The sequence below is a fragment of the Streptomyces sp. NPDC054834 genome (genome assembly GCF_053611185.1).
The window spans coordinates 117,051-128,198 of the sequence record NZ_JBSGZV010000018.1; the positions used below are offsets into that span (position 1 = coordinate 117,051).

The following is an 11,148-nucleotide window of genomic DNA, read 5'->3' on the forward strand; positions in this document are numbered from 1 at the left end:
GCTGTTCAGGAGCCGCCGTTGATCTTCGACTCGGTGACGGCGCCCTGCGTGACGTTCCACTTCTCCAGGATCTTCTGGTACTCGCCGCTCTTGATGATCGCGGCCATGGCGGCCTGGAGGGCGTCCCGCAGCTGGGTGTTCTCCTTGCTGACCGCGATGCCGTACGGACCCGCCTCGATCTGGTCGCCGACGACCTCGAAGTCCTTGCCGCCACCGGAGGTCTTCGCGTTGTAGGCCGCCACCGGGAAGTCGTTCAGGTCGGCGACGGAGGCGCCCTGCTTCAGACGGAGCAGCGCCTCGGGGTCGGTGTCGAAGGTCTGAAGGTCGATGGCCTTCTTGCCGTCCTTCGTGCACTTCTTGTTCTGCGCCTTGGCGATGCCCTCGGACGTGGTGCCCTTCTGCAGGGCCACGACCTTGCCGCACAGGTCGTCGAGCGACTTGATGCCCTTCGGGTTGCCCTTCTGGACCAGGATCGAGGTGCCGGCGGTGAAGTAGTCGACGAAGTCGACGCCGTTGCCGACCTTCTTGCCGTTGTCGGAGTTGATGCCGTTCTGGCGGTCCTTGGTGTCGTTCATCGCCGACATGAGCACCTGGAACCGCTTGGCCTGGAGGCCCACGATCAGGTTGTCGAACTTGCCGTTCTGGAACTCGAACTTCACGCCCAGCTGCTTGCCGAGGGCGTCCGCGATGTCCGGGTCGATGCCGACGGCCTTGCCGCCCTGCATGACCTCGACCGGCGGGTACGCGATGTCGGACCCCACCTTGACGACGCCCGCCTTGCGGATGTCAGCGGGGAGCTTGGCGGCGAGGGGCGCCGAGGAGGAAGCGGAGCTGGAGTTGTCCGAACCGCTCTTGTCGGTGTGGTCACCGCAGCCGGTGAGCAGCAGAGCGCCCGCGACCGCGGTCGCACCGACCGCGGCCAGGCGGGAGTGCGCGGCGCTCGTACGACAGGTGGAGCTTGCGGTCATTGTGGGTTCCTCCGGCGGATGGGTGGAGATGCCGATGCGTCGACGAGAACACACACCTTCGGGTGTCGCGACCTCGTGGGTTTACCGCATCCTGCCATTCGGACTACGCCGTTCAGGTGACTGATTATGTCAAAATCGGATAACGGGTGACCCCCCGAACCACATCAGGTCGGCACATCCTCGGCACCTCATCACCCGGTATCTGCGGGAGTCCAGCCATCCGGCCGGAAAATCTTCGGTGCATCTCATGATGTGGCCGGTGCTTGAGGCTACGACCAGGCCCCGTCGAGGGCCGCGATGTGACCTTGGACCTAATGGACTCGTCGTCGGTGCCATCCGTCCGGTAAGAAGGTTCTTTACACCCCTCATCCGGGGCTCAGGGCGCGTGTGCGGCGCGCCCGTCGTGTACGCCCGTACGTATCAGTGAATCGGGCCGTACACGGTCCCGCCCACCCCTCACCAGGAGTGGTCAACCCTCAACTCATGATTACTTAAGGGGTAAAACAAAGTGGCAGCGGAGATCGTCAATCCTCGCAGCGACAGCAATACGGACCAGGACGGCGGGGCCGAGCCCCTCGATTCCTTCGATCCGGCGTTCGCGCTGCACCGCGGCGGCAAGATGGCCGTGCAGGCCACCGTGCCGGTCCGTGACAAGGACGACCTTTCCCTCGCGTACACGCCCGGTGTGGCGCGCGTGTGCACCGCGATCGCGGAGAAGCCCGAGCTGGTCGACGACTACACGTGGAAGTCGTCGGTGGTCGCCGTCGTGACCGACGGTACGGCCGTGCTGGGGCTCGGGGACATCGGTCCCCAGGCCTCCCTCCCGGTGATGGAGGGCAAGGCGATCCTGTTCAAGCAGTTCGGCGGCGTGGACGCGGTGCCGATCGCGCTCGACTGCACGGGCGTGGACGAGATCGTCGAGACCGTGGTCAGGCTCGCCCCGTCCTTCGGTGGAGTGAACCTCGAGGACATCTCGGCACCCCGGTGCTTCGAGATCGAGCGGCAGCTCCAGGAGCGGCTGGACATCCCGGTCTTCCACGACGACCAGCACGGCACGGCCGTGGTGACGCTGGCGGCGCTGCGGAACGCGGCGCGGCTGAGCGGGCGGTCGATCGGCGACCTGCGGGCCGTCATCTCCGGCGCCGGCGCGGCCGGTGTCGCCATCGCCAAGATGCTGGTCGAGGCCGGCATCGGGGACGTCGCGGTCGCCGACCGCAAGGGCGTGGTGTCCGCCGACCGCGAGGACCTGACCTCCGTCAAGCGCGAGCTGGCCTCCTTCACCAACAAGGCGGGCATCAGCGGGTCGCTGGAGGACGCACTGGCCGGCGCCGACGTCTTCATCGGCGTCTCCGGCGGCACGGTCGCCGAGGCGGCGGTGGCCTCCATGGCGGAGGGTGCCTTCGTGTTCGCGATGGCCAACCCGAACCCGGAGGTGCACCCCGACGTCGCGCACAAGTACGCGGCTGTCGTCGCCACCGGCCGGTCGGACTTCCCGAACCAGATCAACAACGTGCTGGCGTTCCCCGGGATCTTCGCGGGCGCGCTTCAGGTGCGGGCCTCCCGGATCACCGAGGGGATGAAGATCGCGGCGGCCGAGGCGCTCGCCGCGGTCGTCGGGGACGACCTCGCCGCCGACTACGTGATTCCCTCGCCGTTCGACGAGCGGGTGGCTCCCGCGGTGACCGCGGCGGTCGCTGCCGCTGCTCGGGCCGAGGGCGTTGCCCGTCGGTGAGCTTGAATGGCCCCGCCCGTTCGGGCGGGGCCATTTCGTGCCCACTCGAACGGGCGGGCTGGGACCGCCGGGCCGAGGTTGAGATCATTGGGCCGAGTCGGCAAGAGGGCATGTGTCACAGGGCCCTGTGGTTCCGCCGGCCCCGCCGGGAACCTATCGTCGAGCCCATGTTCGCTGTCTACGCCGCCCGAATCGACCGCGACCAGCCGCTTTCCGGCCTGGAGTCGGGGGAGCGCCCGGCCCCCGAGGCCCGTCCCGGCTGGAGCACGGTCAACGTCAGGGCCGCCTCCCTCAACCACCACGACCTCTGGTCCCTGCGCGGCGTCGGCCTCGCCGAGGACAAGCTGCCGATGATCCTCGGCTGTGACGCCGCCGGCATCGACGAGGACGGCAACGAGGTCGTCCTGCACTCCGTCATCGGGCAGACCGGCCACGGCGTCGGCCCGAACGAACCCCGCTCCATCCTCACCGAGCGCTACCAGGGCACCTTCGCCGAGCAGGTCGCCGTGCCCACCTGGAACATCCTGCCCAAGCCCAAGGAACTCTCCTTCGCGGAGGCCGCCTGTCTGCCCACGGCCTGGCTGACGGCGTACCGGATGCTGTTCACCAACGCGGGGGTACGGCCCGGTGACTCCGTCCTGGTCCAGGGGGCCGGCGGCGGTGTCGCCACGGCCGCGATCGTGCTCGGCAAGGCGGCCGGTCTGCGGGTCTTCGCCACCAGCCGGGACGAGGCCAAGCGGAAGCGGGCCCTGGAGCTCGGAGCCGTCGAGGCGGTCGAGTCGGGGGCGCGGCTGCCGCAGCGGGTGGACGCCGTGATCGAGACCGTCGGCGCCGCCACCTGGTCCCACTCGGTGAAGTCCCTGCGGCCGGGCGGCACGATCGTCATCTCCGGTGCCACCAGCGGCGACCGTCCCTCACACGCCGAGCTGACCCGCATCTTCTTCCTGGAGCTGAAGGTCGTGGGCTCCACGATGGGCACCAAGGACGAGCTGGAGGACCTGCTCTCCTTCTGCGCCGCCACCGGTGTCCGCCCCGTCATCGACGAGGTGCTCCCGCTCGACCGCGCCCGCGAGGGCTTCGAACGGCTGGCGTCCGGCGACCAGTTCGGCAAGATCGTCCTCACCAACGGCTGATCCTCACTTCTGCGCCTCGCGGCTGACCGACGGCCGGTCCGGTTTCCGGGCCGGCCGTCGCTGTTTGTCAACCATGGTTGACGTGAGAGGTGGTGTCAACCTATGTTGACGTCATGACCGAAGCAACGGATCTCGCCGAGCGTGCGGGCGACCGCGATCCACGGGTCGGGCTGCGGGCCGTCGCCGCACTGCGCAGGCTGCTGGAGCAGCTCGAGGCGGTGCAGGTGCGCAGTGCGCGCAACCAGGGCTGGTCGTGGCAGGAGATCGCCGCCGAACTGGGCGTCAGCAGGCAGGCCGTGCACAAGAAGTACGGGAGGCAGTGATGTTCGAGAGGTTCACCAAGGACGCGCGGGAAGTCGTACGGGGGGCGTTCGAGCACGGGGAACGCGCGGGGTCGCAGTCCGTTGGCGCGGAGTATCTGCTGCTGGCCCTGCTCGACCGGGAAGTGAGCCGCGCCTCCTTCGCGCTGGCCGCGCTCGGACTCGCGGAGCGCAAGGCCTCCGTGCGGGAGGCGCTGGCCGAGACGCGGCGGCGGGCAGGTCTGTCCCGGGCCGAGGCGGACGCCCTCGCCGGGCTCGGGATCGACGTCTCGGAGATCGTCTCCCGGGTCGAGGAGGTGCACGGCGTCGGGGCGATGTCCGGCGACCGCCAGGACAAGGGCTGGTGGTCGGGCCGCCGCTCCTTCAGCCGGGACGCGAAGGACGTCCTGGAAGGGGCGCTGCGCGTCGCGGTCGCCCGCCGCGACCGCCACATCGGCGACGAGCACCTCCTGCTCGCCCTCACCACCCGTCCCGGCGTACCCGCCGAGGTCCTCGCCGACCACGGCGTGACCTTCGAGTCGCTGACGAGGGTGCTGTACGGCGACGGCGAGGCGAAGGCGGGCTGACGCCCGCCCCTTTCCTGCGGGCGCGCTCAGACCTTGGGCCCCCGCAGTATCGCCCCGATGTGTGCCGCCGCCGTCGACAGGTGGCGGCGGGTGTCGCGGAGCTGGTCACCGGTGACGCCGTGGTCGCGGGCCGCGTCCCGGATGTCGTCCCGGAACCGGTCGAGCAGGCGGTCCAGATCGCGGGCGGGGTCGCCGGTGGTGTCCTCGTGGGCCCAGGCCGGCTCGTAGTCGGCGGGGAAGCCCTCAGGGGTGTCGGAGTACTCCGGGGTGGACTTCCCCGTGCCTGCACCGGTCTCGGTGTCCGTGCGTCCGAAGCCGAAGTCCTTGCCGAACTCGCTGAATTCCTTGGTGAGTTCGGAGAGGCCCTCCCGGACCCCCGTCGGCCAGTCCCCCCGCGCGAAGTGGTCCTGGACGTGCTCCTGGACGCGGCGGGCGATGCGCTGCACCTCCTCCTGGGCCTGGGCCCGAGCCCGTGACTGCGCCTCCTGGGCCTGGTGGCGGGCCCGCTGGGCCTCCTCGCGGGCCCGGCGGCTCTCGTCCTTGGCGCGGCGGGCCTGCTCCTTCCACTCCTGCTTGACCCGGCGCATCTCCTCCTTGGCGACGCGCCAGGCCTCCTTGTCCGGCCCGCCGTACTCCCCGAAGGGGCCGTGGTCCCCGGTGCCCGCCTTGCCGCCCCGCCGGGCCTCGGAGGCCGCCGCCCGCATCTCGCGCCGCAGATCGCCCGCCGCGCCGCGCACGTCGGCCCTTATCTCGGCGGCGAGTTCGGCGACCGACTCGCGGATCTCCAGCTCCAGGTCGGCCAGCTCACCGCTGCGGTCGGCCAGCTCCGTGCGGCCGGCGTCCGTGATGGCGTACACCTTGCGGCCGCCTTCCGTGGTGTGGGTGACCAGGCCCTCGGCCTCCAGCTTGGCCAGCCGGGGGTAGACGGTGCCCGCCGACGGTGCGTACAGCCCCTGGAAGCGTTCCTCGAGGAGCCGGATCACCTCGTAGCCGTGGCGCGGGGCCTCGTCGAGCAGCTTGAGCAGGTAGAGGCGGAGGCGGCCGTGGGCGAAGACGGGGGGCATGTCAGAGCACCTTCTTGTCGGTCGTGCCGTCGGCCGGGGCGCCGCTGTCTGCGTGGCCGCCCGGGCCGGAAACGGAATTGTCCCCCGAGTCGTGCTGTGGTCCGGCCGGTGGGGCGTCCTCCTCGTCGTCCCTGGGCGGCCGGCGGAGCAGGGCGATCGAGCCGGAGACCGTCGTGGCCCTGAGCTTGCCGGTGCCCGCGCCGAGCCGTCCGGTGACCTTGTGGGCGCCCCACTGGCCGTGCACCCGGAGGCCTTCGAAGGCGTTGGAGATGCTTCCGCTCGCGGTGTTCGCCTCGACGTCGGCGTCGGCCGGGTGCGGGAGCCGGATGGCGATCTCACCGGAGACACTGGTCAGTCTGACGTCGGTCGGGCCGTCCGGATCGAGGTCGATGATCATCGAGCCGCTGACCGACTCGGCCCGCACGGAGGAGCCCGAGGCCTCCACCACGGTCAGGTCTCCGGAGACGGAGTTGAACCGCAGGTCGCCCGTGACGGCCTGTGCCTCGAGGTTGCCGGACACCGTTTCCGCGTGCACCGGGCCGGAGAGGGAGACGAGCGTGGTGTCGCCGGTGACGCCCTTGACCGCCGAGGGCCCGCGGAGCCCGGAGACGACGGCCCCGGCGCCGATCACGCCGACCTCCACCCGGGTGTCCGCCGGGACCGCGAGGGAGACGACCGCGCTGCGGCGCCAGCCCTTCCGGTCCAGCCACTTCAAAAAGCCCTTCCAGGGCAGGTCCTCGTAGGCCACCGTGAGGGTGCCGCCCTGCTGGGTGACCACCAGGGGTGGGCCCTCGATGTCCGTGACCTGGAGGCGGGCGGAACCTTCGTCCGTACCCACGACGTTGACCGTTCCGTTGACGACGCGTACGTGCAGATCGCGGACGGGGGTGTCGAAGGTGAGCTTGGTGGGCTCGGCGACGGACCACTCGGACATGGTGTGACCTCCTCGCAGGGACGCGACACGCCATATCGCGTCTTCTGAGAAACACGATATATCGTGGCCGTGGGAAGTCAAGTCACCCGTTTGAGGGCATGTGAGGGCATGGCTGACACCGGGCCCCGTCCTCGGCGGCCCGGTGGTCGGTGAGGGTGCTCCTCGGCGGACCCGCGGCTACTCGTCGTCCTCGTCGTCCAGGCGGGCGAGCCAGGTCGCCAGTCGCTCCACCGGGACCTCGAAGTCCGGGTTCAGGTCGACGAACGTGCGCAGCTGCTCGGCGAGCCACTCGAAGGTGATCTCTTCCTCGCCGCGCCGCTTCTCCAGTTCCTCGATGCCTCGGTCGGTGAAGTACATGGCTGGTGCTCCGTGGTGAGTACAGGGGTAGGGGGGCTCCCGCGCGGGAAGAACCCTCTCCCTGCGGGAAGGAGAGGCGCCGGCTTCCCGCCCGGGAAGCCGCGACAGGACAGGAAAAGGATAGGCGGAACGAGTGCGGGATCGGCTGCCCGGCGGGCGGGCCGCCCATGGGGAGACGGGGGAACGGGGGAGTGGCATGGGGCACGAAGTGACGCGGGTGGCGCGGATCGAGCTGCCGGACGGCACACCGGTGTGGGCCCGGATATCGGGGGCCGAGGAGCTCGCCGTGCCGTCGGGAGAGCTGTCGTACACGGACACCGGGTTCGCCGAACGGGTGGAGGCGAGCGTGGAGAGCCTCCACTCGCTCGTCACCGGTGTCGCGCGCTCGCTGGCCGGCCCGCTGCGCGCGGTGCGTCCGGACGAGGTGAGCGTCGAGTTCGGGATCGAGCTGACCGCGAAGGCCGGGAAGGTCGTCGGGCTGCTGGCGGACGGGGAGGCCAAGGCCGGCATCACGGTGACCCTGACCTGGAACGGCGGAGGCCCACCGGACCCGGCGGCTCCCGGATCCGCCCCGGAACCGGCCTCCCGCGCGGAGGACGGGGGCGACCCGGGCGCCACCACGCCTCCGGCCGCCCCCCGTGCGCCTCACGACGGATCGCCGCCCGGCAGCGGCGGAGCCACCCGCGCGGGTGTGTCCACCGGCGCCCCGGCGCACGGGGGCGCCCCGGACGCCCGCGGTGGTGGCGGGGCATGACGAACGGATACGACGGGGGCGCACCGGGCGGTTCCCATGCCGCCCACCATGCGCTGCGTGAACTCGTCATGGCGGCGACCGTGCGCATTCATCGCACAGGTGTCGGGTATGCCCTGGACGAACCCGGCAGCTTTCTCGGCAGCGGATTCTTCATCGCCCCGAACTGGGTTCTGACCTGCGCGCACGTGGTGAACGGCGGGGAGGGGGACGAAGTGGCGGTGGTCTACCAGACCGGCCCGGGCCAGGGCCCGTCCGCCGTCCCCGGTCAGGTGGCGGCCACCCTCCCGGAGCACGTCGAACGCTTTGTGCCCGGCAGCTGGCCGGCTCCCGACCTGGCCCTCGTCCGGCTCCGCGAACCCGTCGACCACGACTGCGTGTACGTCTCCGAGCGGCCCGCCGCGCACTACGGCGAGGGCAGGGTGTTCTACGCGGGCTGGACGGTGACCGGAGGCCAGTTGCAGATCCTGGACGGGTTCCTCTCCGTGCAGGGGACCATCGGCGGCTGGTCGGCGGGGGCACAGATGCGACTCGGGCACAACGACCTGCCGCCGGGCGTCTCGGGCGGCCCCGTCATCGACCCGGTGCGCGGCGAGGTCATCGGCGTGCTGAAATCGCGCGCCGACCACGGGACGGGGGGCACCTCCACCGGGATCGAGCGCCTGCGGACGTTACAGGTGCCGCCGGACGCCGTCAGGACCGAGCACGACGACGTCTACCAGACGGTCTTCCACGCCCACGACCGCTACCACCGCGACCGGCAGCAGCCCTCGGACTCCCGGCGCCCCACCTGGGCCGACCTCCAGGCGGAGCTCGGCGCCCGCCCGGGCCGGACACTCGGCCCCGACGAACGCAGCGAGCTGCTCGGCCGGCTCGCCGACCTGCCGCCGCCGGCCACCACCCGCGGCCTGCTCGACATCCTCGACTCCCTGCCGAACTTCCAGCTCCCCACCCTGGTACCGGCTCCCCGCGGCTGGCGGGACGGCCTGGGCGTGCTGTACGAAAACGCGCGGCAGGACGGGGTGCTGAAGCTCGTACTCGACTACGCGATGCAGGTGATGGCGGCCGAACGCCCGGCCACGCCCAGCCTGCTGGACGCCGAACAGGCGTTGTGGGAGTGGGTGAAGCAGGCGTCGACGGGCCTCGACAGCGGCTACCGCAACGGCCTGGCCCGGCGCCGCGCCCAGTGGCTGGGGCTGCGCCGCCGTTCCCCCGCCGTCCTGGTCGGTCCGCCGGCCCCCACCCTCGGCACCCCGTCGCCGCCGCTGGGGGAGCCGGCCCGGGAGCGGCCGGGTGACGCCGGGCCGCGGCTGTCCGTGCTGCTCGAAGTGCTGCCGAGGGGCTGGGAGCCCGAGCGCTGCGACTGGTCGGTCTCCGTGACCGCCCCGGAAGGCGACGTGATCCGTCTGCACGAGGCCGAGCGGACCTCGCTGGAGGAGCTGCCGGCCCGGGCGACCGCTCCGCTCGCCGAGGCCTTCCGCCAGTGCGACGAGCCCGGGCGGCCGGCGGTCCTGCACGCGGCCCTGCCGCACCTGCTGCTCGGCCTGGCCGTGGACGACTGGCGGCTGCGGCCCGACGGCCCCCCGCTGGGCGCCGAGCGGCCGGTCGTCGTGCGCTGTTCCGACCGCGATCAGCTGCCGGGCGACGGCGAGTACGGGACGCCCGGCGCCGAGTGGGGCGCGGCCGGGGACGAGGACCCGGAACGTCAGGACCGCTGGCGCCGGCTGCACGCCCACGACGCCCTGACCGAGGTGCTGGACTGCGACGACGGGGTGCGCGAGCCGGTGCCGACCGTCGCGGAACTGCGCCGTCTGCCGCCCCGTACGGTCCCGGTGCTGTGCCGCTACGGCGACCAGCGTTACGAGGACGACGCCGCCGCGCTCGGCAGGATCCTGCACGCCGGCTTCGGGGTGGTCCTGTGGCGCCGCTGGCGGAGCCAACCGGACGCCGTGTGCGGGGAGTTCCACCGGGGAACCAAGCAGGTCGTCGACGACGGGGCGGGCGCCGTGTTCCTCCCCGACCTGGTGCACGGGCTGCGGGTGAAGCGGCACGCGGGCCTCACGGAGGCCTACTGGGCCGACGGCATCGCACTCTTGTACGACGATCCGCACCGGCCCCTGCCCGGCGCCGGAGATCTCCTGGAGGCCCCCTGATGCGACGCGCCCCGAGCACCCCTCGGCCTCTTACCAGCTTTCCTGCGGATCGATACCGTGATGCACGTTCGACGGCTGCCATGGCGGACGAGTGACGACGAGGACCGGACCATGACCGAATCCAGTGAGTGGCTCATCTACCGAGGCGCCGGAGAACCCCACGACGGAATGAGCCGGCTGCCCCCGCCCCCGCCCTGGCGGGACTTCGCAGGCCGGGACACCGCGGGCGACGGCGACGGCTCCCGGGACCGCAGGCTGGGCGCGCACCGGCACCTGGCGGAACTCCACCGGCCCGGCGCCGAGGAACTGGAGATGATCAACGCGGCGCTCTATCTGCGCCGCCCCCTGCTCGTCACCGGCAGCCCCGGCGCGGGCAAGAGCACGCTGGCCCACTCGGTGGCGTACGAGCTGGGCCTGGGCGACGTACTGCGCTGGTCCATCGTCAGCCGCTCCACACTCCAGGACGGCCTGTACCACTACGACGCCATCGCCCGGCTCCAGGACGTCCAGATCGCCGCGCAGGGAGATGGGGGCACCTCCCGCTCGAGCGAAGCCGAGAGTGGGGGAGGGACGGCGGCGGGCAGCCCCGGAGCCGTCGAGGCCATCGGCAGCTATATCCGCCTCGGTCCGCTCGGCACCGCCCTGCTGCCCTCCGGCACGCCGCGCGTGCTGCTCATCGACGAACTCGACAAGAGCGACATCGACCTGCCCAACGACCTGCTGAACGTCCTGGAGGAGGGCGAGTTCGAGATACCCGAGCTCCAGCGCATAGCCGACCGGCTGCCGGACGGCGAGGCCGAGGTGCTCACCGCCGACGGCACCAAGGTCCGTGTCCGCGACGGCCGGGTGCGCTGCCGGGCCTTCCCGTTCGTAGTCCTCACCAGCAACGGGGAACGGGACTTCCCCGCCCCGCTGATGCGCCGCTGCATCCACCTGGAGCTGGGGCGCCCGGACCACAACCGGCTCGCCACCTTCGTACGCGCCCACCTCGGCGACGAGGCGGCCCGCGCGGGCGACGACCTGATCACCCGCTTCCTGGAGCGCTCCCGCGGCGAACTCCTCGCCGCCGACCAGCTGCTGAACGCGATCTACCTCACCGACGCGGCCGCCCCGCCCAGCCGCGACCGACTCGCCGACCTGCTCATCCAGCGACTCGACCGTCCGAGGTGA

Annotated in this window: 11 protein-coding genes; 7 read left to right on the top strand and 4 right to left on the bottom strand. The window is 71.5% G+C overall.

Annotated features, from left to right (window positions below):
• Positions 1 to 5: 5 nt before the first annotated feature.
• Positions 6 to 968, bottom strand: coding sequence for an ABC transporter substrate-binding protein (locus tag ACWGJM_RS24465; RefSeq protein WP_453413812.1), 963 nt, complete (start codon positions 966 to 968; stop codon positions 6 to 8).
• A 508-nt stretch (positions 969 to 1,476) separates the two neighbouring features.
• On the opposite strand from ACWGJM_RS24465, the gene ACWGJM_RS24470 reads away from it, so the two are divergent.
• The 4 genes from ACWGJM_RS24470 to ACWGJM_RS24485 all read left to right on the top strand — a co-directional run bounded on the left by ACWGJM_RS24470 (position 1,477) and on the right by ACWGJM_RS24485 (position 4,719).
• The gene (locus ACWGJM_RS24470) at positions 1,477 to 2,700 is read left to right on the top strand and encodes an NAD(P)-dependent malic enzyme (RefSeq protein WP_453413813.1); all 1,224 of its coding nucleotides are present in this window, start codon (positions 1,477 to 1,479) and stop codon (positions 2,698 to 2,700) included.
• A gap of 167 nt (positions 2,701 to 2,867) precedes the next feature.
• Positions 2,868 to 3,833: a zinc-binding dehydrogenase gene (locus ACWGJM_RS24475; protein WP_453413814.1), complete on the top strand. Its 966-nt coding sequence runs from the start codon at positions 2,868 to 2,870 to the stop codon at positions 3,831 to 3,833.
• Positions 3,834 to 3,946: 113 nt separating this feature from the next.
• The gene (locus ACWGJM_RS24480) at positions 3,947 to 4,156 is read left to right on the top strand and encodes a helix-turn-helix domain-containing protein (RefSeq protein ID WP_018571396.1); all 210 of its coding nucleotides are present in this window, start codon (positions 3,947 to 3,949) and stop codon (positions 4,154 to 4,156) included.
• A complete protein-coding gene (locus ACWGJM_RS24485; protein WP_453413815.1) occupies positions 4,156 to 4,719 on the top strand; it encodes a Clp protease N-terminal domain-containing protein in 564 nt (187 codons plus the stop codon). The genes ACWGJM_RS24480 and ACWGJM_RS24485 overlap by 1 nt, the downstream gene beginning before the upstream one ends.
• A gap of 26 nt (positions 4,720 to 4,745) precedes the next feature.
• On the opposite strand, the gene ACWGJM_RS24490 is transcribed toward ACWGJM_RS24485, so the two are convergent.
• The 3 genes from ACWGJM_RS24490 to ACWGJM_RS24500 form a co-directional block, all read right to left on the bottom strand.
• Positions 4,746 to 5,783: a helix-turn-helix transcriptional regulator gene (locus ACWGJM_RS24490; protein ID WP_453413816.1), complete on the bottom strand. Its 1,038-nt coding sequence runs from the start codon at positions 5,781 to 5,783 to the stop codon at positions 4,746 to 4,748.
• A 1-nt stretch (position 5,784) separates the two neighbouring features.
• The gene (locus tag ACWGJM_RS24495; protein WP_453413817.1) at positions 5,785 to 6,717 is read right to left on the bottom strand and encodes a DUF4097 family beta strand repeat-containing protein; all 933 of its coding nucleotides are present in this window, start codon (positions 6,715 to 6,717) and stop codon (positions 5,785 to 5,787) included.
• A gap of 177 nt (positions 6,718 to 6,894) precedes the next feature.
• On the bottom strand, positions 6,895 to 7,074 hold the full coding sequence (locus ACWGJM_RS24500; protein WP_028420339.1) for a DUF6104 family protein: 180 nt from the start codon (positions 7,072 to 7,074) through the stop codon (positions 6,895 to 6,897).
• Positions 7,075 to 7,270: 196 nt separating this feature from the next.
• Here ACWGJM_RS24500 and ACWGJM_RS24505 point away from each other — a divergent pair, with 196 nt between their 5' ends.
• The 3 genes from ACWGJM_RS24505 to ACWGJM_RS24515 all read left to right on the top strand — a co-directional run bounded on the left by ACWGJM_RS24505 (position 7,271) and on the right by ACWGJM_RS24515 (position 11,148).
• Positions 7,271 to 7,828, top strand: a complete 558-nt coding sequence (locus ACWGJM_RS24505; protein ID WP_453413818.1) for a CU044_2847 family protein — start codon at positions 7,271 to 7,273, stop codon at positions 7,826 to 7,828.
• Positions 7,825 to 9,978: a VMAP-C domain-containing protein gene (locus tag ACWGJM_RS24510; RefSeq protein ID WP_453413819.1), complete on the top strand. Its 2,154-nt coding sequence runs from the start codon at positions 7,825 to 7,827 to the stop codon at positions 9,976 to 9,978. Before ACWGJM_RS24505 ends, ACWGJM_RS24510 begins: the two co-directional genes overlap by 4 nt.
• 111 nt (positions 9,979 to 10,089) lie before the next feature.
• The gene (locus tag ACWGJM_RS24515) at positions 10,090 to 11,148 is read left to right on the top strand and encodes an AAA family ATPase (RefSeq protein WP_453413820.1); all 1,059 of its coding nucleotides are present in this window, start codon (positions 10,090 to 10,092) and stop codon (positions 11,146 to 11,148) included.